18 protein-coding genes are annotated in these 20,851 nt (G+C 48.1%); 7 read left to right on the forward strand and 11 right to left on the reverse strand.

What is annotated here, in order from left to right; translation table 11 throughout:
- Nucleotides 1–61 precede the first annotated feature (61 nt).
- On the reverse strand, nucleotides 62–550 hold the full coding sequence (locus tag DW096_RS08355; RefSeq protein ID WP_005826103.1) for a Dps family protein: 489 nt from the start codon (nucleotides 548–550) through the stop codon (nucleotides 62–64).
- A gap of 140 nt (nucleotides 551–690) precedes the next feature.
- Here DW096_RS08355 and DW096_RS08360 point away from each other — a divergent pair, with 140 nt between their 5' ends.
- The 3 genes from DW096_RS08360 to ahpF all read left to right on the forward strand — a co-directional run bounded on the left by DW096_RS08360 (nucleotide 691) and on the right by ahpF (nucleotide 4,152).
- Nucleotides 691–1,617: a hydrogen peroxide-inducible genes activator gene (locus DW096_RS08360; protein WP_117963397.1), complete on the forward strand. Its 927-nt coding sequence runs from the start codon at nucleotides 691–693 to the stop codon at nucleotides 1,615–1,617.
- A 195-nt stretch (nucleotides 1,618–1,812) separates the two neighbouring features.
- Nucleotides 1,813–2,379, forward strand: coding sequence for an alkyl hydroperoxide reductase subunit C (gene ahpC / locus DW096_RS08365; protein ID WP_005826106.1), 567 nt, complete (start codon nucleotides 1,813–1,815; stop codon nucleotides 2,377–2,379).
- A 213-nt stretch (nucleotides 2,380–2,592) separates the two neighbouring features.
- Complete coding sequence (ahpF, locus tag DW096_RS08370; RefSeq protein WP_005826109.1) at nucleotides 2,593–4,152, forward strand: alkyl hydroperoxide reductase subunit F; 1,560 nt, start codon at nucleotides 2,593–2,595, stop codon at nucleotides 4,150–4,152.
- 38 nt (nucleotides 4,153–4,190) lie between these two features.
- Here ahpF and DW096_RS08375 read toward each other — a convergent pair whose 3' ends face one another.
- The 6 genes from DW096_RS08375 to DW096_RS08400 are packed head-to-tail and all read right to left on the reverse strand — an operon-like array spanning nucleotide 4,191 to nucleotide 12,375.
- The gene (locus DW096_RS08375) at nucleotides 4,191–6,329 is read right to left on the reverse strand and encodes a S46 family peptidase (protein ID WP_117963399.1); all 2,139 of its coding nucleotides are present in this window, start codon (nucleotides 6,327–6,329) and stop codon (nucleotides 4,191–4,193) included.
- Nucleotides 6,330–6,345: 16 nt separating this feature from the next.
- On the reverse strand, nucleotides 6,346–7,707 hold the full coding sequence (locus DW096_RS08380) for a TIGR00341 family protein (protein ID WP_005833899.1): 1,362 nt from the start codon (nucleotides 7,705–7,707) through the stop codon (nucleotides 6,346–6,348).
- Nucleotides 7,708–7,742: 35 nt separating this feature from the next.
- Nucleotides 7,743–9,188 carry a lipopolysaccharide biosynthesis protein gene (locus DW096_RS08385; protein ID WP_005833900.1) on the reverse strand — a complete coding sequence of 482 codons (1,446 nt, stop codon included), beginning with the start codon at nucleotides 9,186–9,188 and terminating at the stop codon, nucleotides 7,743–7,745.
- Nucleotides 9,189–9,230: 42 nt separating this feature from the next.
- Nucleotides 9,231–10,268 carry a Holliday junction branch migration DNA helicase RuvB gene (gene ruvB / locus DW096_RS08390; RefSeq protein WP_034523273.1) on the reverse strand — a complete coding sequence of 346 codons (1,038 nt, stop codon included), beginning with the start codon at nucleotides 10,266–10,268 and terminating at the stop codon, nucleotides 9,231–9,233.
- Nucleotides 10,269–10,319: 51 nt separating this feature from the next.
- On the reverse strand, nucleotides 10,320–10,988 hold the full coding sequence (locus tag DW096_RS08395; RefSeq protein ID WP_016272130.1) for a DUF4276 family protein: 669 nt from the start codon (nucleotides 10,986–10,988) through the stop codon (nucleotides 10,320–10,322).
- Nucleotide 10,989: 1 nt separating this feature from the next.
- Nucleotides 10,990–12,375: an AAA family ATPase gene (locus DW096_RS08400; protein ID WP_016272131.1), complete on the reverse strand. Its 1,386-nt coding sequence runs from the start codon at nucleotides 12,373–12,375 to the stop codon at nucleotides 10,990–10,992.
- Between the two features lie 299 nt (nucleotides 12,376–12,674).
- Here DW096_RS08400 and DW096_RS08405 point away from each other — a divergent pair, with 299 nt between their 5' ends.
- A complete protein-coding gene (locus DW096_RS08405; protein ID WP_005833904.1) occupies nucleotides 12,675–13,109 on the forward strand; it encodes a DUF6078 family protein in 435 nt (144 codons plus the stop codon).
- 178 nt (nucleotides 13,110–13,287) lie between these two features.
- On the opposite strand, the gene DW096_RS08410 is transcribed toward DW096_RS08405, so the two are convergent.
- Nucleotides 13,288–14,055 (reverse strand): DNA alkylation repair protein, encoded by a 768-nt coding sequence (locus tag DW096_RS08410; RefSeq protein ID WP_117963401.1) that lies wholly within the window; start codon nucleotides 14,053–14,055, stop codon nucleotides 13,288–13,290.
- A gap of 131 nt (nucleotides 14,056–14,186) precedes the next feature.
- Between DW096_RS08410 and DW096_RS08415 the strand changes: the two genes are divergently transcribed.
- The 3 genes from DW096_RS08415 (at nucleotide 14,187) to ybeY (ending at nucleotide 16,929) form a co-directional block, all read left to right on the forward strand.
- A complete protein-coding gene (locus tag DW096_RS08415) occupies nucleotides 14,187–15,191 on the forward strand; it encodes a M28 family metallopeptidase (protein ID WP_057087335.1) in 1,005 nt (334 codons plus the stop codon).
- Nucleotides 15,192–15,215: 24 nt separating this feature from the next.
- Entirely contained in the window at nucleotides 15,216–16,448 is a 1,233-nt protein-coding gene (locus tag DW096_RS08420; RefSeq protein WP_016272134.1) for a nucleoside recognition domain-containing protein, read from the forward strand.
- 67 nt (nucleotides 16,449–16,515) lie between these two features.
- Nucleotides 16,516–16,929: an rRNA maturation RNase YbeY gene (gene ybeY, locus DW096_RS08425; protein ID WP_005826129.1), complete on the forward strand. Its 414-nt coding sequence runs from the start codon at nucleotides 16,516–16,518 to the stop codon at nucleotides 16,927–16,929.
- A gap of 72 nt (nucleotides 16,930–17,001) precedes the next feature.
- Here ybeY and DW096_RS08430 read toward each other — a convergent pair whose 3' ends face one another.
- From DW096_RS08430 to DW096_RS08440, 3 genes are all read right to left on the reverse strand, one after another.
- Nucleotides 17,002–17,541, reverse strand: a complete 540-nt coding sequence (locus tag DW096_RS08430) for a hypothetical protein (RefSeq protein ID WP_118931075.1) — start codon at nucleotides 17,539–17,541, stop codon at nucleotides 17,002–17,004.
- Nucleotides 17,542–17,631: 90 nt separating this feature from the next.
- Nucleotides 17,632–18,768 (reverse strand): aldose epimerase family protein, encoded by a 1,137-nt coding sequence (locus DW096_RS08435; protein ID WP_117878330.1) that lies wholly within the window; start codon nucleotides 18,766–18,768, stop codon nucleotides 17,632–17,634.
- Nucleotides 18,769–18,797: 29 nt separating this feature from the next.
- A complete protein-coding gene (locus tag DW096_RS08440; protein WP_117963403.1) occupies nucleotides 18,798–20,828 on the reverse strand; it encodes a hypothetical protein in 2,031 nt (676 codons plus the stop codon).
- Nucleotides 20,829–20,851: the final 23 nt, after the last annotated feature.

Genomic DNA, 20,851 nt, shown 5'->3' on the forward strand with positions numbered 1-20,851 from the left:
TAAAACCGGCAGCATCCGCTACCGTTTTATCACCCTATCCTTTTTCACGACTCTTTATCCTTTATTTCGTGCAGCTTTTCGTACTGAATGCAACGAGCATCCAAACCATTTTCTCCTGCTCTTTCAGGTAGCCGGTCATCAAATCTGCCGTCACGTCATCGCCAGCTTCATTTGCCAGTTCAATTACCTTTCTCTCTTCACCAATCAGGTAGCCGTAAGTCTCGAGGATATGGTCCACAGCCTCACTGCCGCAAGAGATGTCGGACACTTCCTTCACGTTGGCAACCTTCAGGTATTCACTGAACTTATTCTCGGGCACGCCACCCAGCATCAAGATGCGCTCTGCAATCTCGTCAATCTTCTCGGCGGTATCGTCATACATACTCTCGAACTTCTCGTGCAGCACAAAGAAGCCGTGTCCCTTGATGTTCCAGTGCATACCGCGCAGATTGGTGTAATGTACCTGGAAGTCGGCCAATAATTGGTGCAATGCTGATGCTACGCCAGCCACTTTCTTTTCATTCAAATGCAAGTAATCTAAAGTTTTCATAATTCTATTGTTTTAAATATTTATACTATTTTTCTTTTGGGTATTGCAAAGATAAGGGGTAAATCAAGGCTTGTCAAACAGATAATTTCTATCTTTGCATAGACGAACTCTATACATAACCTTCAAATGCCTTGTTCATCATGACTTTACAACAATTGGAATACATCCTTGCCGTCAACCAGTTCCGCCACTTTGCCAAAGCAGCCGAATATTGCCGCGTGACACAGCCCACCCTCAGTGCCATGATTCAGAAACTGGAAGAGGAACTGGACACCCGGATTTTTGACCGCAGCCAGCAGCCGGTATGCCCCACTCCCGTCGGTATCCACATCATAGAACAAGCACAGAATATATTGGTTCAAGCCAACCGTATAAAGAATATTATAGAAGAAGAAAAACACTCACTGACCGGCATCTTCAAGCTGGGCATACTTCCCACCGTAGCTCCTTACCTCCTGCCCCGTTTCTTTCCGCAGCTGATGAAGAAATACCCCGACCTCGACATCCGGGTAGTCGAAATGAAAACAAACGACATCAAGAAAGCCCTGCAGACGGGAGAAATAGATGCAGGTATCGTAGCGAGTCTGACAGGTATGGAAGAGTTGCAGCAGACGCCGTTGTTCTATGAACAGTTCTTTGCCTACGTGTCGCGCGAAGACGCCCTCTTCAACAACGAGGTAATCCGTACTTCCGACCTGAACGGCGAACAGCTTTGGCTGCTCGACGAGGGCCATTGCTTCCGCGACCAGCTGGTGCGCTTCTGCCAGATGAAGTCGGCACGTGCCAGCCAGCTTGCCTATCACTTGGGCAGCATGGAGACCTTTATGCGCATGGTAGAAAGCGGCAAAGGCGTGACCTTCATCCCCGAACTGGCCGTTCTGCAACTGGGCGATGCCCAGAAAGAGCTGGTACGTTCCTTCGCCATCCCCTGCCCCACCCGCCAGGTCGTGCTGCTGACCAATAAGAACTTTATCCGCCACACGCTGCTCGAAGTGCTGGTTAAGGAGATAAAACTTTCCGTACCCAAGGAAATGCTCTCACTGAAAGCAACCCAAGCAGTCGTATAGATTTCATCTATCGCTCCATAAAATCTTTCAATCGGATTTTTTGTTCTATCGGGGAAAAATGCTATATTTTTGCAAACAGAAAAAGCGAAGGTCGGTTGCACCTCAGCATCATCAAGCAAACTGGCTTCTACATTCTGTCTGCACAATCTTCGCATTGGTAAAACAAAAAACTAAACCTATTAAAAGAGAAAAATTATGGAACCGATCATCAACTCACAACTCCCTGAATTCAAGGTTCAGGCTTTCCAAAACGGAAGTTTCAAAACAGTATCCCACGAAGACGTAAAAGGTAAATGGGCCATTTTCTTCTTCTATCCGGCAGACTTTACCTTCGTATGCCCTACCGAGCTGGTAGACATCGCAGAGAAATATGACCAATTCCAAGCAATGGGCGTAGAAGTATATTCTGTAAGCACAGACTCGCACTTTGTGCACAAGGCATGGCACGATGCTTCCGAAAGCATCCGCAAGATTAAGTACCCCATGCTTGCCGACCCCACAGGCGTACTGAGCCGCGCATTCGGCGTGATGATTGAAGAGGAAGGCATGGCATATCGCGGCACATTCCTCGTAAATCCCGAGGGTAAAATCAAGATTGCCGAGATACAGGACAACAACATCGGACGCAATGCCGACGAGCTGCTGCGCAAGGTAGAAGCTGCACAGTTTGTTGCCACACACGATGGAGAAGTATGCCCTGCCAAGTGGAAGAAAGGAGCGGAAACTTTGAAGCCGAGCATCGACCTTGTAGGAAAGATTTGATAAGTAATAGGAGGAGCGGGCGCTTTCACCATAGAAAGACGTCCGCTTTCCTTTAAGACGTCCGCAGTACTTGTACAGAAGTACTGTAGTACTTTCAAAGGAGTACCGCAGTACTTTCGAAGGAGTATTGGAGTACTTCCTCACAAGTTCTGCAACTACTCTATATCAAACATATTAAAAGACTATTTTCTCACCCCAAACACCCTATTAATCATGTTAGAAACAACTATATTAGACCAGGTGCGGAGCGTATTCCAGCATTTGGAAGCCCGCTACGTCTTTCACATCACCTATCATCCGGGTCACGAGCAGGCACAAGAGCTTATCGGATTCTTGAAGGATGTGGCAAGCTGTTCCGACAAGCTCTCCTGCCGGATGAGTGAGATAGAGAACCCCGTGTTGGAGTTCACATTGCTGAAAGACGATGTGGAAACCGGCATCAAGTTCCGCGGCATCCCCGGCGGACACGAGTTCACTTCCCTCCTGCTTGCCGTGCTGAATGCCGATGGAAAGGGGAAAAATCTGCCGGACGAAGCAATTCGTCGCCGCATCCGGGCGTTGCAAGGCGACATCAGCCTGCAAACGTATGTATCGCTTACTTGCACCAACTGTCCGGATGTGGTGCAGGCACTGAACATCATCGCATTGCTGAATCCGCACGTCACCCACGAGATGGTGGACGGGGCGCTTAATCAAGAGGAAGTGGATGCGCTGAAGATACAAGCCGTGCCGTCAGTCTACGCTAATGGCAAGCTGCTTCACGTAGGTCGCGGTTCTTTAGGAGAGCTTTTGCAGAAGCTGGAAGAAGCCTTCGGCAGTGCTCCGCAAGAGGACGAAGCACCGATAGAGAGAGATTTCGACGTGCTGGTATTGGGCGGTGGACCAGCCGGAGCTTCCGCAGCCATCTACTCTGCACGCAAGGGCCTACGGGTGGCGATTGTTGCCGAGCGCATAGGCGGACAGGTAAAAGAGACGGTAGGCATAGAAAACCTTATCTCCGTGCCGCAGACTACTGGTGCAGAACTTGCCAACGCACTCCGCACACATATAGAGCACTATCCGATAGAGATTTTCGAGGAGCGTAAGATAGAGAAAGTAAAGTTGCAGGGAACGGAAAAAAGTGTCTCCACCGTAGGCGGCGAGGTGTTCCATGCACCGGCAGTAATCATTGTCACAGGGGCAAGCTGGCGCAAACTGAATGTGGAGGGCGAAGCGGAATACATAGGACGCGGCGTGGCATTCTGTCCGCATTGCGACGGTCCGTTCTATCAAGGCAAGCATGTGGCGGTTATCGGTGGAGGTAACTCGGGGATTGAAGCTGCCATCGACCTGGCAGGCATCTGCCGGAAGGTAACGGTATTCGAATTTGCCGATACACTGAAAGCCGACCAAGTGCTGCAAGAGAAAGCCCGGAGCCTGCCGAATGTGGAAATCTTCACCTCGTCACAGACCGTAAAAGTCGATGGAAACGGGGAAAAAGTAACTTCTATCCGCATCAAGGACCGCCTTACCGGCGAGGAACGCGACTTCCCGTTAGACGGCATCTTCGTGCAAATCGGTTTGGCAGCCAACAGCGCTCCTTTCCGCGACAAGCTGGAAACGACTCCGACCGGGGAGATTAAGATTGACGCTTTCTGCCGTACCACACTTCCGGGGGTATATGCGGCAGGGGATGTATCGAATGTTCCCTACAAGCAGATAGTCATTGCCATGGGCGAAGGGGCAAAGGCAGCACTCTCGGCATTCGATGACCGTATCCGTGGAGTGATTTAGAAAATATCACCCATAAAAGTATAGGCAGGGGGCACACGTTAAGGATTGGCAAGCTTCAGTTCCTGAATCAGATTTCCTGCCTTCCCATACTTCTCAATCATAAACAGTATGTAGCGTACATCTACCCCGATGGTGCGCTGCATCTTCGGCTCATAAAGGATGTCGCTGCTCATGGCTTCCCAGTTCCCATCGAAGGCAAGCCCCAGAAGTTCTCCTTTGGCATTGAACATGGCACTGCCGGAATTGCCTCCCGTAATGTCATTATTGGAGATAAAGCAGACATTCATTTCTCCCTTCTCATCGGCATATCTACCGAAATCACCGGAGGAAAGAAGGGATAGCAACTCAGGCTGCATTTCAAAATCCACATCGCCTGCATGGGCTCTGACTTTCTCCAGAATACCTTTCGCGGTGGTATAATAATCATATTCCGCTCCGTCGAAGGGGGCATAACCGCAGACAGTGCCAAAACTCAAACGCATGGTGGAGTTGGCGTCGGGATAGAAGTTACGGGATGCGTACATACGTCGCACGGCAGAGTTGAACAAACGTTCATTCCGCTCGATTTCACCGGAAGCCTGCTGTACCTGCATATTCATCTCGAATAGCTTCGTGATGAGGTCGATGCCCAAGTTGATGGCAGGGTCATTATATATCTGATAGGTGGTGTCCTGCTCCAGAAAACGCTTCAATCCACGGGGGGTGGTCAGCTCCGAGCGGGCATAAAGACTATCCACATAGGTACGCTCGTTACCTCCGTATTCTGTCGCAATCGTCTGGTAGAGCTCGGGCAGATAGGTGGAATCCACTTGGGAGCGGTATTCTTTCAACAGTGCTGTAAACACTTCCTTGTCAATGCCCAAGTCCAGATTGGCATATTTCTCAACGATAGCTTTCAGATTGGCAACCACCGTTTTCTCTTCCCCCTCAAAGTCGAAGTTGAGGATGGACAAAGCAAGCTGCACCAGTTCCGGACCGTTCAGGAAAGATTCGGCAAAGTAAGCTCTGGCACGATAAGCATCACGGCGGCTCTTGTAGTTCAGCTCCAGGTCGGAAAAAAGATGCAGCAGATGTTCCCGCTCCTCCGGTGTCTGCTGTATCCAGCGACGGAGTTCGGTCTCCATGGCACGCTTCTTGTCCAGCACATGCAGTTTCTTGATGGTGCGGTTCACTCCTATGCTGTTCTTCCAATAATTGGAACTTTCGTCGTATTTGGAAGCGTACTTGATGCGGATGCTGTCACGGCTATCCATTTCACGCTTCCAGATGGCCTGCTTCACACCACGGACATCTATCTGAGCCTGGTTGGTGGTGGTCATCATCTCTTCGATGCCAAAAGAGGAAAGATAGCGTTCCGTACTGCCCGGATAGCCCATCGTCATACAGAAGGAACCCTCACGATAGCCGTCCAGGGATATCGGAGCCACGTATTCGGGATGGTAGGGAACATTGTCGGGAGAGTAGTCGGCAGGACGGTTGTCTTTGCCGGCATAGATACGGAATACGGCGAAGTCGCCCGTATGGCGTGGCCATACCCAGTTGTCAGTGTCCCAGCCGAACTTGCCCACTGAAGAAGGGGGTGCAAATACCAGACGCACATCATTGTAGTCGCGATAAACGGAAAGCCAGAATTCATTGCCTCCATAGTAAGCATCCACAATGCCTATCAGCGTGGAGTCTTTACGAGAAACCTCTTCGCCAATGACCAGCATCACCGAATCTACTACACTTGTACGCTCAGATTCGTTCATATCCGGTTTTACTGCTCCAAGTACCCGACGGGTCACGTCTTGCTGGTGCAAGAGGAAGCGGACGTAAAGTTCCGGATTAGGCAGTTCTTCACTAAGATTACGTGCCACAAAGCCGTCTTTCAGATAGTCGTGCTCCACAGACGAGTGTTGCTGTATGCTGCTGAAGCCGCAGTGATGATTGGTAAACACCAGCCCGTCCCCGGACACCACCACTCCGGAACAAAAGCCTCCGAAGCTGACTACCGCATCCTTCAGAGACGGGCGTTTCGTATTGTATAGCTTGTTGACAGACATCTGCAAGCCCAACTCTTTCATGGTCTGGCGTGTCTGCTTGTTCAGATTTCCCAGCATCCACATCCCTTCATCCGCTTGTCCCGGCAGAGAAAAAAGGAAGCAGACAGCTATCAGTATAAATCTTATTTTCATTCCGTCAATTCTTGTATTATTCAGTAATCAGCCTCAATTGCTTGGCACCCGTACGCGCCTTGAGCCACTCCGCAATCTTTTCCTTCTCGTGCGCACCCGGATGCTTGCCGAATTTCAAGACGGCAAGGGTCACAGTATCCACCCGTACAGAATCTACCGCCAGTTCAATCGCATGAGATATTGATACGGTCTTTACCGACGGGTAGAGCACTTTCAGTTCTGGGATAATCTTCTTGCCCAATTCATCGAAGGTTTTGTATCTTTCCAAATTCTGCTCCAGTGTGGCAATCTTCTGTTTCTGTTCCACCAGACGCTGCTCACTGTTCTTGTAGAAGTCTTCCATCACCATGGCACGGATGGAAGAAATATCCACCGCTTCATTGTTCATACCTTGGAGGACTATCAGCTTGGTATTGTCCAGCTTATAGTCTTTCATCTTGCTGCGGGCAATGGCGATGGAAGCTTCGGGCACCTCCTGCCCAATCAGCACGACACGTATTTCGTGGCCCTTGCCCTCGTGATGGATTTTCTTGTCCAGCACCTGCGTATTCTCAAAGGAGAGCTGCTCGTTGACAAAACGGTTGGCAGCACTCTCAAAGAAGGTATCCTGGACGATACCTACCGTCAGATAGACAGCGGGACACATGGTCAGGATAGCAATCAGGACAATATATTTACGTACTTTCTTCTCCCGGTTCTTATCCACAAACTCCTTGCGCTGGAAGTGCATCACGCGCACGCCCAGGAAAGTGGCAAGACTGATAAACACGGAATTGATGAAATAAAGATAGAATGCACCGAGGAAATAAATCAAGTTACCCGTTGCCAGCCCGTAGCCTGCCGTACAGAGAGGCGGCATCAAAGCCGTGGCAATGGCAACACCCGGAATCACATTTCCTTTCTCTTTGGTAGAGAGCGCCGTCACACCTGCCAAGCCACCCATCAAGGCGATGAATACGTCATAAATGGTGGGTGACGTACGTGCCAGCAATTCCGACTGCCCCTCGGCAACGGGACTCACCAGAAAGAAAATGGTAGCAGTGGTCACACTGAACAAGGTAGTTATCAAGAAGCTCTTCAAAGACCGCTTCATCAATTCAAAATCATTCAACCCCACAGAAAGCCCCACGCCCATGATAGGCCCCATCAGCGGCGAGATGAGCATGGCACCGATAATCACGGCTGTGGAGTTTACATTCAATCCCAACGAGGCCATGAATATGGCGAATATCAGAATCCAAAGATTGGCTCCTTTGAATTCCACTCCCTTACGGATGGAATCTACAGTTTCCAGTTCATTGTCCTTGTCTTTACGCAAATCAAGATAGTCTTTCAGAAAAGTCTTGATAGCGAAGGTATTTCTGTTGTCAGAATCCATGATATTTACAATTTGACGATTTACTATTCAGTAGTTTATTTCTTTATCAACCAGCTGATGACGGGTATGCTGCCGAGAGGCATATCACGCCGCACGATATAGGCCACAAAGACCAGCAACAAAACGGTACGGTACACCATACGCAGGTAGATATTTTCTATCGGGACATATTCGGCAGCCAGATAGAGTACTGCCGCAAGCAGCACATAACTACCGATAGCCTTCAGGTCATACTGAATGGGATACTTCTTCTGCCCTACGAAATAGGACAGAAGCATGGCGATACCATAGCCACAGAATCCTGCCCAGGCACAAGCCATATAACTGTATCGGGGAATCAGAAGTATGTTCATCACTACCAGCACCGCGCAACCTATCAGGGAGAAGTAGGCTCCCCAACGCGTTTCGTCAATCAGCTTGTACCAGAAGGAAAGATTGAAATAGATACCCATAAAGATTTCGGCAGCCATCACGATAGGCACTACCCGCAATCCCGGCCAGTAATCAGGGCCGATGATATAGCGCAAAATATCCAGATAGAACATGACAGCCAGGAATGCCAGCAGTGTAAAGATGATGAAAAACTTCATGGCCTGCGCATATACCTGCTTATTGTCTTTGTCCCGGCTCTTTCCGAAGACAAAAGGCTCGTATGCATAGCGGAAAGCTTGTGTAAGCATCGCCATCACCATAGCAATTTTGCTGGCAGCTCCATAAATGCCCAACTGCACAGTAGCTTCCGCCTCATCCGGATAGACAAAAGGAAAAATAATCTTATCGGCCACCTGATTCAAGATACCCGCCAAGCCAAGTACCAGTAACGGCAGACTGTAAGCAAGCATCCGCTTCAACAGTTTTTTATCCAGCACATAAGCAAACCCGCGTAACTCCGGAATCATGCAAAGCATAATGGTAGAGGTGCATATCAGATTGAAAAGGAAGGCATAGCCCACGTCATCCCCTTTCATCCCTACATAATAGACCAGATTCAGTGCTATATTCAGGAAGATGAACAGCAGTTTGAGTGCCGCAAACTTAATGGGACGCTTCTTGTAGCGCAAATAAGCGAAAGGAATGCTTTGAATAGCATCCATCGCCACCACAATCATCATCATGCCCACGTACCAGGGATGCTCACTGTACTCCATCCATCCGGCAATAGGGTCGAGAAACAGCAGCCCCAATGCAAGGAAAGTAAGCGCCCCCATACTCACACTGAGTAATGTCGTGGAGTACACACGCATCGGGTCATCCTCCCCTTTATTGGCAAAGCGGAAGAAACCGGTTTCCATGCCGCACGTCAATAATACCAGCATGAGGGCCACCCACGCATATACATTCGTCACTACGCCATAGCCGCCACTCTGTGCGGACATCGCCATGGTATATACGGGCACCAGCAGGTAATTGAGGAAACGCCCCACAATACTGCTCAGCCCATAAATGGCAGTTTCTTTTGCCAATGATTTTAATCCGGCCACTTCTTTTTAATGATTAATGGTTAGTGATTAATGATTAATGAATCACTCGTCGCCAAACAAGGTACGCTGGCTACTATAGAGACTCCGCCCCAAATGCTTGTAGGCAAGCTCCGTCACTTCACGCCCACGGGGGGTACGTTTCAGGAAACCCTCTTTTATCAAGAACGGTTCATAGACTTCCTCTATCGTGCCGGCATCTTCGCCCAAAGCGGTGGCAATGGTGGTCAGTCCCACCGGGCCGCCTTTGAACTTGTCAATGATGGTGCAGAGTATCTTATTATCTATCTCATCCAGACCGTATTTGTCGATATTCAGGGCTTCGAGGGCAAACTGTGCAATTTCCGTATCGATACTCCCCGAACCTTTCACTTGGGCAAAATCGCGTACACGCCGCAGCAATGCATTGGCAATACGCGGTGTGCCACGGCTGCGGCTCGCAATCTCGGTGGCAGCCCTTACGGAGCAAGGCACATCGAGGATGCCGGACGAACGACGGATAATGCCGCTCAACACATCATCATCGTAATATTCCAGATGCAGGTTGATACCGAAACGGGCACGCAACGGAGCTGTCAACAGACCGCTACGCGTGGTAGCTCCCACCAGCGTGAAAGGATTCAAATCAATCTGTATGCTTCGGGCAGAAGGGCCTTTGTCTATCATGATGTCTATGCGGTAGTCCTCCATGGCTGAGTACAGATATTCCTCCACTACGGGGCTCAACCGGTGTATTTCGTCGATGAAAAGTACATCATTGGGCTCCAGGCTGGTAAGCACTCCCGCCAAATCCCCCGGCTTGTCGAGTACCGGACCGGAAGTTATCTTGAAACCTACGCCCAGTTCGTTGGCTATGATATTGCTGAGTGTTGTTTTTCCCAATCCGGGAGGGCCGTGAAGCAGCACATGGTCTAGCGCCTCGCCACGCAGGCGGGCAGCTTTCACAAATATGCGCAGATTGTCCACCACCTTGTCCTGCCCGCTGAAATCCTCAAAATTCAACGGACGGAGAGCATTCTCGAAATCACGTTCTCGGCTGGTGACGGGCTGCTGGTTGCGTATATCAAAATCTTCTTGTTCCATACTATCTATCATGTTCCAAACACTGCTTTATTTCCTATTGATTTTTCCACATTACCGTAACAATCCCAACTGTCTGTAGGCTTCTCTGACCTCATCCACAAATTGCCTATATGAAGGAAGCAGATGCAACTTTTCCAATTCCAACCTCGCACCAATGGAAGCATATAGTTCACTAATATCCAAATCCTTCCTATGCCTACGTGTCGTAGTCCGATTAGATTTACCTATGGCTTGTATAATGGTAGCCTTAGGATCAAGATAAAGTTCCGGCATACGATTTATACCCAATTCTTCATCCGACATCCTTGTACCCATTTCCTCTTTTAATAGTTCTTTGTCAGCAAGCATCCATGCTTCTACCATCCTCACTGGAACAATAGGAATCAGACTCTTGCAAATCTCCCCTTTCTTATCAGACAAGAACTCTTTGGCCGGATTTATCTTTTCAGCATAGGCTCTTTTAGTATCCTTACTATCAGCATCTGTATGGACACAAAGTATATCCATACCCATCTCTTCCATTCCTCGACGTGAAGCTTTCTCTACATATTCATTAAAACTAAGTCGCACTTTTTCCACAGTCAAGCATTTCACGTATGGTTCTAAATCATTCTCGCATTCAAAAGCCACATCAATAAAAGTCCTTTCCACCACACTCTGCAAGAAACGTACATCCGTAGGGCCTTCCGTGATTAATCCAATAAATAATTGTCTAGCCATATTACCACTCCTTTAGGGTATTTTCTAAGTACTCCTTAATCATTTGCAAAGAAAGCTTTCGTTCTTGCTCAGAGAAATTGATAGTCAATTGCCCTTCTTTAGGAACTTGTATAATTTTCGAAACATCGAGTTTCACCTTATTGCCCGATGGCAAAGAAAGCACTCTTGATTTCATCTCCGCAAAATGGATGGAAACATTCAAATCATCTTCCCATTTCTGAATTTCACCGACAAAAACGGTAGAATGCGTATTCACAATCACTTGTCTTAAAGGTAGATCATGGTCTTCAAAGTTAGTGGTCAAATCCTTCAATAATTTCGCCATTGATTTTATCCTAAATGGGTGAATGCCATTCTCCGGTTCTTCAAAACAAAGCAAACCGGAGTATTTCATATCGTGTTGCAGGATGCAAAGCGTAAGCAATCGCAACGTACCCTCGGACAACACGCGGGAAGAGTATTTCTTTCCGTCCACATTCTTCAGATAAATGATATACTGCTTGTTTTCTGTATCATCTTCTACAAAGACCTGGGTATAGTTGGGAATAAAACTATTTAATTCACGAGATATCTCTACCAATGAATATTTATCTTCCTGCTGAATCCTAAATAATGCTGCAGCCAGGTTTTTCCCAGAAACACCAATGACATCTTCTCCCGTCCTCTTACTTGTGGGTTGACGTAAATCCTCCGGGTTCAACTGTAAGAAACGCCAACTGATCATTTCCTGCTTCACGGCCAGAATATGGCGGAAATCAACAGAATCAATGCTGCTCAATACCGTACGCGTAGCATTTCTCAGGGGAAAACTTCGCTTGTTACCTCCACCACCATCTTGAGGAACAAATACCGTAGGCAATTCATTTTGCTCTTGTGTATAGATATAAGGTTGACCACGTTTCCCTGTAATTACTTTAGGTCTCCAAAATTCTATTTGTTCTTTAGGCAAAAGTTTTATCCATTTGTCTTCTTGATGTTTCAATGTAGCCAAATGTTCATAAACAACTTCTAAATCATCAATACCACTGGAGTTTACAAAGCGATGTATTTTTAGTTCATAACGCAACCTCGTATATTTCAATCTTGCAGTAGCTCCCCAAGCATCAGTCACTTCACGATTTACCAGCACTTCCACACAAAACTCCATTTCATCGGCATAAGCATGTTCATCATACTGAGTGAATAGTTCAAACAAATCACCTCTTTGCCCTTCTCTGAATGCTGTATGTATTTTGTCCACTTCAGCCAAGCGTGACAACAGATTCAATGCATCAAACAAGTTACTCTTCCCAGCAGCATTTGTTCCTGCAACAATGGTCAAAGGGGTAAACTCCATTTCAAAATTATGAAATGACTTAAAACCATTTATTTTAAGATAAGTAATCATAGGGATATTCCTTTTGTTTCCTGCAAAATAACGAATTTATTTTGAGATAGCACTCATCCCCTTTCTTTTTTCACATAAGTAAAAGGCGTATGACATACCTGGTACGCTCCATACAACGGAATATTATGCTGCCCGGAGGCAAATTACAGAAAAAACGATAGAAGTAGCAAGATATATACTTGAAATATATTTGCAGGCTCACACTTTCTTCCTACATTTGTGCAGAATAACCAGCCATTTACTGACAGCAAGCCGAATCTCCCCCCTGCTGAAAGCACAATGCATAGAACACGCTACTTATGAAAGAAGAAATATCCTTTACCCAAGTCCCCTTCGACTACCCCTTATGCCTCAACGGGCAATGCCCCAAGGCTGCCACCTGCCTCCGCCAGCTCGCCATGCAGAGCATGCCTACCGAAAAGGATTACTGGAAAATCATCAGCCCCAAACGCCTTGCCACCGTCAAAGGGGAATGCCCCTTCTACCGCTCCAGTCAGAAGGCGCGTTACGCCAAAGGCTTCATGAACATGCTGAACAGCCTACCCTACAACAAGCGGGGAATCGCCATCGCCAACCTGATAGCCGGCTTCGGCCAACGCACCTACTACCGCGCCCGCAAAGGCGAACGCCTGCTGCTCCCCGAAGAGCAACAATCCGTACTGAACGTCTTCAGACATCTGGATGCCGGCATGGCTACAGAATTTGATAGTTACGCAGAAGGCTACCTTTGGTAACGCACTGACCATCAGAGACTAATTTTGCCAACTCTTTGCCTCACCTTTGGCAAAACTTTGCCATGCCTATGGCAAAAGTTTGCCAACGCGGTGGCAAAGTCTTGCCAATAAGGTGGCAAAAACTTGTCAACTTGTTGGCAAGAAGAGCAAAATACAGTTTAACGATTTTCATTCCCCATCAGCGCTTCATAAACTCCTTGCGCTCCTCCTCCGGAAACTTCTCTATGGCATAGCGCAACATCGTTCGCGGCATCGTCCTGCAATACTTCTCCAAGAATTGTACCAGCAAGTCCTTGTCCCGCTTACCCATCTCCCGGAGCATCCATCCTACCGCCTTTTGCATCAAGTCATGCTTATGATGGAGCAGCCGTTCCGAAAGGGCTAATATATCGATGAAATCACTATTTTTGATAAGAGTATAGGTAGATACCACAGCAATGCGCTGGTCCCAAAGCAGCGGACTATCCGCCAGCCGGTAGAGGTCTTTACGAAGTTTGTCTTTCAAATATTCGCCCACAATGCCGGGGGCAGACAAATCGACCAAATCCCAATTATTGATACGGCCCGTTTGCGAAAGGTAAAAGTCATAAATCTCCTTTTTCCCCTTTTCATCGCTCTTTTTGAATCGCTCCACCAACATCAGCAAGGCACAAAGGCGACACTCGTGCCATTCACTCTGAAGCAAGGTTGCCATTACCCCAAAAGGTTCGTGCTTGTGCTGCTTTGCCACCTGCCGGGTGTTGGGTACCACCACTCCCAGAAACTTATCCCCCTCGCCATACTGCCCCTTTCCGGTCTTGAAGAAACGGGGAAGATACTCCCTTTTCACCGGGTCGATATACGCCTCCAATTCCTGCTGAATCTGTACCGAGATGCACGCCACTTCTTCTGCCGAAAGCACACGTTCGCACAAGACGGTTTCCACTGCTTCATTCTTCTTTTTCATCCTTCTCTCATTTGATTTACACGGATTTGAATTCATCCACCAACGGACAAAAATACGACATTTATATCGGAACTATGGAAAGTTATCTTTAATTTTGCAACCGGTATGTCCAATCCTTAAAACCGTACGACATGTATAAAGCTGTTTTGGGAGCAATCTGCTGCCTTTCTTTCGCACTATCCTTACATGCACAATCTCCACAAGAAAAGGGATTGCAAAGCATCAGCCGCACTTCGGCCGAGGCTATTGTCGGTTTTCTTGCCGACGATGAGCTGCAAGGACGCGAAGCAGGCATGCACGGTTCACGACTGGCTGCCCGCTATCTGGCATCCTGCCTGAAAGAAGCCGGCATTGCCCCGCTGGAAAAGGACAATTATTATCAACCCTTCGAGGCATACAACAAGGAGCGCCAGCAACGGGGACGGTGGCAAGTGCATCCCGACTCCATCGCCATCCTCGAACAAGGCGTCCACCGCATCCTGCAGATGAGTAATGTATTGGGAACCATCCCGGGAGAACGACCGGATGAATATGTCATCGTAGGTGCCCACTTCGACCATCTGGGTGTGGACGAGACGCTGGCAAACGACCGGATATACAACGGTGCAGACGACAATGCCTCCGGTGTCTCTGCCGTCCTGCAGATAGCCCGTGCATTTCTTGCCACCGGACAGAAGCCTCTGCGCACGGTCATCTTTGCCTTTTGGGATGGGGAAGAAAAGGGATTGCTCGGCTCAAAATACTTTGTACAAAGCTGTCCTTTCATCAGCCAGGTGAAAGGTTATCTCAATTTCGACATGATAGGCCGTAACAATAAGCCCGAGCAGCCTCAACACGTTGTCTACTTCTACACCGCCGCCCACCCCGTATTCGGCGACTGGCTGAAGCAGGACATTGCACGCTACAGCTTGCGCCTGCAACCGGACTACCGCGCCTGGGACCGCCCCACGGGAGGAAGTGACAATGCTTCTTTTGCCCTGTGCAACATCCCCATCATCTGGTACCACACAGACGGACATCCCGATTATCACCAGCCTTCGGACCACACCGATCGGCTGAACTGGGAGAAAATGATAGAAATAACCAAAGCAGCTTTCCTCAACGCCTGGAATCTTGCCAACGAAAACAAATATTAATCCATTAGAACAAAGTAACGATACATGGTTTTAAATTACATCTGGGTAGCATTCTTCGTCATCGCATTCATCGTGGCCCTCTGCAAACTCATCTTTATGGGTGATGTGGAGATATTCACAGAACTCGTCAACTCCACCTTCTCCTCTTCCAAAACAGCTTTTGAAATATCCCTGGGACTGACAGGAATACTCGCCCTCTGGCTCGGCGTGATGAAAATAGGCGAAAACAGCGGTATGATCAATGCCCTCTCCCGTTGGTTGAGTCCGGTATTCTGCCGCCTCTTCCCCGAAATACCGAAAGGACATCCTGCCATGGGTTCCATATTCATGAATCTCTCTGCCAACATGCTGGGGCTGGACAATGCCGCTACTCCGATGGGGCTGAAAGCCATGAAGGAACTTCAGGAACTAAACCCGAAAAAGGATACTGCCACCAATCCGATGGTAATGTTCCTTGTCCTCAATACCTCGGGACTGATACTTATCCCCGTCAGCATCATGATGTATCGCTCGCAGATGGGTGCCGCCCAACCCACGGACATCTTTATCCCCACACTGATAACGACTGCCATCTCGACCATTGTCGGTGTCATTGCCGTCAGCATTGCACAACGCATCAACCTGCTGAACAAGCCCATACTTATCCTGATTGGCTGCATCAGTCTTTTCTTTGCCGCACTCATTTATCTGTTCACACAGATTAGCCGCGATGAAATGGGCGTATATTCCACTTTAATTGCCAACATACTGCTGTTCTCCATCATCCTGCTGTTCATCCTCTGGGGGCTATGGAAGAAAATCAATGTATACGATGCCTTTATAGAAGGAGCCAAAGAAGGCTTTACCACTGCCGTACGCATTATCCCTTATCTGGTTGCTTTTCTCGTTGGAATCGCCGTTTTCCGCACTTCCGGCGCCATGGATATACTGGTGAACGGTATCGGTTATGTAGTAGGACTATTCGGTGTAGATACCAGCTTTGTAGGTGCCCTACCCACTGCCCTGATGAAGTCACTGAGCGGCAGCGGTGCCAACGGACTGATGATTGACACCATGAAACAGTATGGCGCCGATTCATTTGTAGGACGCATGAGTTGCGTGGCACGTGGCGCTTCGGACACCACATTCTATATTCTTGCGGTGTATTTCGGCAGCGTAGGTATCACCAAAACGAGGAATGCCGTGACGTGTGGGCTGATTGCCGATTTTTCCGGCATCATTGCAGCCATCATCATCAGTTACTTATTCTTCTTTTAAAAGAACTAGCTTAATCGCAAGAACGTAATTTCAATCGTACATCGTAAATCATTAAATCGTAAATAAAATGATTAGTTATCAGACAGACGGCGTGGAAATGCCATCCATCAAGAAGCGTGAAACCACGGAATGGATAAAATCCGTAGCCGCCACTTACGGAAAAAGAGTCGGTGAAATCGCCTATATCTTCTGCTCGGACGAGAAAATACTCGAAGTGAACCGCCAATATCTGCAACACGATTATTACACAGATATCATCACTTTCGACTACTGTGAAGGCAACCGCCTTAGCGGTGACCTCTTCATCAGCCTCGATACCGTACGCACCAATGCGGAACAGTTCGCCGATAACAACTACGAACGCGAACTGTACCGGGTCATCATCCACGGCATCCTCCACCTTTGCGGCATCAATGACAAAGGGCCGGGAGAACGGGAGATTATGGAGGAGGCGGAGAATAAGGCGCTGGCGATGCGGTAATTCCAAAGAATAAAAACTCTGTCTTGATAAAGTGCTGATTTTACCAAGACAGAGTATTCCAAGAAAAACAAGTTACTTTGCCAACACAGCGATAACTAACGGTTGTTGATATTTGTCTGTTCCTGATTCGATGCGGGCATCCACACCATCTATAGTTACTCTAATAAGTTCAACACTGCCATAACCATCATTGTACTTCCAATGGGAAATAATGGAATGTTCCTCTCCGTCACCAAAGATATAGGGACAAACAAACGTACGCCTCAATACTTCAGTCTTCTTGTCATATTTATATCCATCCCATAGTGCATCAAAGATTGCCAAAGTAAAAAGTCCGTCCCTGCTTTCCACATAGATACAGTCCGGTCCGGTAAAGTCATCTTTAGAATCGGGTTCTACCAATTTATAGGAGTAATCTTTCTCTCTCAAAGCAGGCTTACCATTTCTTCCAAGACCGGTTTGCATTCCCTCAATCAAATCATTGCCATTTTCATCGACAAATGCTAAATTGTATCCATAATGAATAGGAGGATAAGAGTCTTCCTCACTTTTGCAACCCATGAAAATCAAAGGGAATAAAGTAGCCAATAAAAAAACACTAAAGTGTCTCATTGTATATTATATTTTAGATTCACAAAAAAGGCCATACAATAAGAGGGTATCAAAACGGTTGATAGCACACAGATGACACATCCCCTATATTTATTTCTTCACCGAGAAGCGATAAATGCAATGACTGTCATACTTCTCTCCCGGCTTCAGCAATGCAGAAGGCCATTCCGGCTTGTTGGGCGTATCGGGATACTTTTGAGTCTCCAGACAGACAGAAGCACGATGACCGTACACAATACCTTTCTTTCCGGTCAGTGTGCCATCCAGGAAGTTACCGGCATAAATCTGAATGCCCGGTTCGTTGGTATAGACATCAAGCACAATACCCGTTGAGGGAGATTCGAGGGTGGCACACGGGCGGGTGACATCGCCCTTCGTATTGAGTACCCAGTTGTGGTCATAGCCCTTGCCGTTCTTCAACTGCTCAAAGTCATTGTCGATACGGGCGCCAACAGCAGTAGGAGTGCGGAAATCCATATCCGTACCTTCTACGGAAACAATCTCACCGGTAGTCATGAAGGTACTGTCCACGGGGGTATAAGCATCTGCATCGATAGTGAGCAGATAATCCGAATTGGACTTGGAGGGGTCACCGTCCAGGTTAAAGTAAGAATGGTTCGTCATATTGACAACAGTGGTACGGTCTGTTTCGGCACTGTAACGAATGTCGATGGCATCGTCATCTGTCAGCGAGAAAGTGACCTTGCAGGTCAGGTTACCCGGGAAGCCCTCCTCTCCGTCTTTCGACAGATAAGTCAGCTCCAGAACCTGACTGCTCAACTGGCGGGCATCGAACACTTGATATTGGTATCCCTTGGGACCTCCATGTAGGCAATGACCGTAATTGTTGCGCGGCAGCTGATACTCTACCCCATCCACTGTAATCTTACCCTGGTTGATACGGTTGGCATAACGTCCGATGGTAGCGCCGAAATCCGAAGGGAACTTGATGTAGTCCTGAATGGAATCGAAGCCCAGCACCACATCACGCATAACGCCATCCTTGTCCGGCACCATCACTGATACAATACGTCCACCGAAATTCGTAATACAAACTTCCATACCATTCTTATTCTCCAAAACAAACAAGTCTGTCTGCTTGCCATCCACTTCCGTACGGAAGTTCGCAGGTTCCAGTCCAGAAGCAGTCTTTTCACTCGCCTGTTTGCCCGTGCAAGCCGATGCCAATAGCATCACGCTTGCCAACAAAGTCATCATCTTATTCATAAATACAATATTGGTTACTGTTTAGACTATCATTTTTTCAACAAGAACTGCTCCGCACGTCCCGGAGTGAACAACTCCCACAAAGAAGCAACCGTCCAGCCCGGAGCGAAGATATTGTTGTAATATCCCTTTCCGTTACGTCCGTAATCCCAATTGGTATGCTGCACCACTTCCGGGTAATAGCCTACTTTGGCAATGCCACACATGTGTCCTTCATACGGCAGTAACTGGCGCATGGAAGTGGATATCACCTCGGCAAAGTCAGAGAAGCGCGGCTCGTTGTACTCTTTGGAGAGCCAATGCAGCACATCGGCAAATTCGAAGATAAATACATCGATATGGTTATTCTCTACCGACACATTTCCCCAACCACGGGTTTTCAAGCCGATATCTCCCAGCATCTGACCTTCGGCAAAAGGAACATCCCAAGTATAATACCATGACAAGGCAAAATAAGCGGCTTTCTTTGCCAGACCGGCATAGTGTGCACGCTCTTCTCCTTTGGTAACCAAAGCCAGGTAATAAGCAGCCGTAGCAGCATACAAGGAGGCTTCCTTGTCCTCGCAGTTGGCATCCAGCGTAGAAGAGAAATAATCGGCTTTGGATATCAGTTCCTTCTCCAGATAGTCTACCGTACGCTTGGCGCTTGCCAGATAACGCTTGTCTTTGAAATACTTGGACGCCATCACCAAAGGCAATGTTGCCGAAGGCGTGCTACCACCGCTGGCATCCACGACAGAGAAATCATCCTTGAACTTGCGCGGGAAGCTGCCGTCCTCGTTCTGCAACTTGAGGAAGCTGTCCAGCATGCCCTTGATGCGTTTCTCCCATTCGGGGTGTTTACGCTTCTGCTGTTTCTCGTAGTTCAAATAGTTCAAGATGGCATACACTCCCTCGGACTGACGGCGGATGCTATGTCTGGTTTCCTTGAAGCCGCGGTTGTAGTGTACCACTTCGTTGAAGAAACCGGCAGGCGAAAAACCGTTCTGGAGATAAGTGTCAAAGATATGATTGGCATTGTCCACCAGGTCTTGGCGGTTCTGCTGTTTGCCATACTCCAAAGCATTGAAAGCGTTCAGCAATGTACGTCCCACAAAGCCCACTTCGGCAACATCGGTATTGGCACAAGTAGCAGTCTCCAACTCTACACCGGAATAATAATGAGTGGGGGTATTGCCAACATAGCTTTCCACGAAGAAGTTGCTCATCACCTCCTTCATGCGGTCTACCGTGTAAGGTGTGTCAACCGGTTTCGGACGGTTAGTGTCATAACAATACTCCCAGGTGCGCTGTACGCATTCCGAAAAATCGGCAGCATTCCTTTCGGACACCTCCCAAGTCATGGAGATGCTGTCACCCTTACGAAGCAACTGGAAAGCCTCAACGGCAGGAGCCAGCGTCAATTTGCGGATATATGTCTTCGGTGCTTCCTTATAGGGGAAACCGTATGCCAAGACAGTCATACCATCCACATTGCAGAAACCGGTATATCCGATGGAAGTCTCACCGGACAAGATTACCTCTCCCTCCTTATGAGTGGTCAAAGCTTCCTTGTCGAACTTGTCAATACGGATAACCGACATGGACGTACCACTTGCCGGATTGAAAGCTGCCGTCAGCGGAGTGCTCAAACGGTCCTCACGCACCAGCCAACTGTCCGATGTGTGGAAAGAAGGGGCTTCCTTCGGCGAACGCAGGTTGCGGCGATACCAGAAGCCCGGCATGTAGAACTGGCAGTCTGAATGCTTGTAACCGGTCTTTATCTGTTCCCCGTAGTTGAAATACACATTTTCCAGCGCCTTGAGTGTGACGGTAATGCGCTGTTTGCCATCCTTGTCCACCACCTGGCGGATGATGTCCAACGGTAACTTTTCCGAAGCCCGGCAGCTGTACATACCATCCTGCATCTTCTGCAAGGCCAGCGGATATTGCTTGGCATCATTCCCCGGCACTTTCAAGGAAATAGAAGCAGAGATGTCTTCCGGAGCAGCATTTGTCGCTCCGGCACCCGTAATGCCCACCAAAAGCATTACCCCCAAAAACAATCTTTTTAGTCTCATAGTTACATCTGTTTTATTGTTGT

The organism is Bacteroides sp. AM07-18, assembly GCF_003602695.1.
In the GTDB taxonomy this organism is placed as follows: Bacteria; Bacteroidota; Bacteroidia; order Bacteroidales; family Bacteroidaceae; genus Bacteroides; species Bacteroides uniformis.

Excerpts from the sequence above, each read along its gene's own strand:
- DW096_RS08355 (WP_005826103.1), bottom strand. The coding sequence starts at position 550 with ATGAAAACTTTAGATTACTTGCATTTGAATGAAAAGAAAGTGGCTGGC.
- DW096_RS08360 (WP_117963397.1), top strand. The coding sequence starts at position 691 with ATGACTTTACAACAATTGGAATACATCCTTGCCGTCAACCAGTTCCGC.
- ahpC (WP_005826106.1), top strand. The coding sequence starts at position 1,813 with ATGGAACCGATCATCAACTCACAACTCCCTGAATTCAAGGTTCAGGCT.
- ahpF (WP_005826109.1), top strand. The coding sequence starts at position 2,593 with ATGTTAGAAACAACTATATTAGACCAGGTGCGGAGCGTATTCCAGCAT.
- DW096_RS08375 (WP_117963399.1), bottom strand. The coding sequence starts at position 6,329 with ATGAAAATAAGATTTATACTGATAGCTGTCTGCTTCCTTTTTTCTCTG.
- DW096_RS08380 (WP_005833899.1), bottom strand. The coding sequence starts at position 7,707 with ATGGATTCTGACAACAGAAATACCTTCGCTATCAAGACTTTTCTGAAA.
- ruvB (WP_034523273.1), bottom strand. The coding sequence starts at position 10,268 with ATGGAACAAGAAGATTTTGATATACGCAACCAGCAGCCCGTCACCAGC.
- DW096_RS08395 (WP_016272130.1), bottom strand. The coding sequence starts at position 10,988 with ATGGCTAGACAATTATTTATTGGATTAATCACGGAAGGCCCTACGGAT.
- DW096_RS08400 (WP_016272131.1), bottom strand. The coding sequence starts at position 12,375 with ATGATTACTTATCTTAAAATAAATGGTTTTAAGTCATTTCATAATTTT.
- DW096_RS08405 (WP_005833904.1), top strand. The coding sequence starts at position 12,675 with ATGAAAGAAGAAATATCCTTTACCCAAGTCCCCTTCGACTACCCCTTA.
- DW096_RS08410 (WP_117963401.1), bottom strand. The coding sequence starts at position 14,055 with ATGAAAAAGAAGAATGAAGCAGTGGAAACCGTCTTGTGCGAACGTGTG.
- DW096_RS08415 (WP_057087335.1), top strand. The coding sequence starts at position 14,187 with ATGTATAAAGCTGTTTTGGGAGCAATCTGCTGCCTTTCTTTCGCACTA.
- DW096_RS08420 (WP_016272134.1), top strand. The coding sequence starts at position 15,216 with ATGGTTTTAAATTACATCTGGGTAGCATTCTTCGTCATCGCATTCATC.
- ybeY (WP_005826129.1), top strand. The coding sequence starts at position 16,516 with ATGATTAGTTATCAGACAGACGGCGTGGAAATGCCATCCATCAAGAAG.
- DW096_RS08430 (WP_118931075.1), bottom strand. The coding sequence starts at position 17,541 with ATGAGACACTTTAGTGTTTTTTTATTGGCTACTTTATTCCCTTTGATT.
- DW096_RS08435 (WP_117878330.1), bottom strand. The coding sequence starts at position 18,768 with ATGAATAAGATGATGACTTTGTTGGCAAGCGTGATGCTATTGGCATCG.
- DW096_RS08440 (WP_117963403.1), bottom strand. The coding sequence starts at position 20,828 with ATGAGACTAAAAAGATTGTTTTTGGGGGTAATGCTTTTGGTGGGCATT.